Source organism: Galbibacter kalidii (assembly GCF_026241135.1).
Classification (GTDB): Bacteria; Bacteroidota; Bacteroidia; order Flavobacteriales; family Flavobacteriaceae; genus Galbibacter.
The window spans coordinates 1-1120 of the sequence record NZ_JAPFGA010000062.1 but is presented as its reverse complement, the minus strand read 5'-3'; the positions used below and the strand labels follow the sequence as shown (position 1 = coordinate 1120).

At 40.0% G+C, this 1120-nt stretch carries 1 protein-coding gene; it reads right to left on the bottom strand.

Annotated elements, in window-relative coordinates; all coding sequences use genetic code 11:
* Positions 1 to 58: 58 nt before the first annotated feature.
* A partial coding sequence (locus OOZ15_RS19830; protein ID WP_265958174.1) for an OmpA family protein occupies positions 59 to 1120 on the bottom strand: 1062 nt, incomplete at its 5' end.

Genomic DNA, 1120 nt, shown 5'->3' with positions numbered 1-1120 from the left:
AAAAACAAAAAGAGCCACAGATTGCGGCTCTTTTCATATTTATAATCCTGAGTTGATATTAGTTATTTATCAATCTGAATTCTGTTCTTCTGTTTACGGCGTGCTCACGCTCTGTACATGAAACTCCGTCTGAACATCTGTTCTTCAATTTGGACTCTCCATATCCGTTGGCTACCAACAGACTAGGATTCACACCTTTAGAGATCAAGTAATTAGCAACAGATTGTGCTCTTCTTTCAGACAATGTTTGATTACTTGAGGTAGTACCTCTTGAATCGGTATGCGAAGCCAATTCAACTTTAACACCCGGGTTATTTTTCAAAACAGGCATTAAATTTTCGTCGATAATTCTTTTCGCTTCAGGAGTTAACGTAGCACTGGCCAAATTCCAGTTGATAGGCAAAGCATTATACTCTACCAAAGCACATTCTACTTCTCTCCAGGTGGTCAATCCACCTTTTTGCTTCAATACCTCTCTTGATACTGTTTCATGTACAGCAGGAATTGTTTCCTCAACAGTATAAGCATCTTTTACCAAAACTGTTTTGGTAATTTCGTCGTATTGAGCCGGAATTTCCACTTCCTCTACTCTTGCAGGCTCTGTAATCACTTGCTTTGTATAAGTAGATTTTTTTTCAGCCACAGGAGTTGATCTTGTACTTGCGTCAGAAGCCAATACCTCTTTTGGGAATGTTTGATATTCCGCCGGGTATCCTTTATAACACCAGTATCTACAATCATCCGGATTAGGAGATTCACAATCAGGAGCAGGTGCTCCTAATTCCCACTGTGCATATTCAGGCTTCATTTCTATGGTTTCAGAACTTGAAGAAAATGTAGCCGGAACAACCGATAGCTCACTGGAAGGTTCCTTAGATACATAAGAAACTGTTTCTGTTCCCCATTTTGCAGGAATAATCTTCAGTTTCTTACTTGCTTCTTTTACTAAAACCCGCTCTGTAACCGTTTTGTACTCAGCAGGGTACGTTTTTAAAACCTTGTATGCAGGTTTTACCATAATCTGTACGTCTTCATTGACATAGACATCGGGGGTTGTACAACGTACATAACATTTTCCCGGCTCTGGGTTTTCCGGAAGGTCTTGGCCATAAACACCACA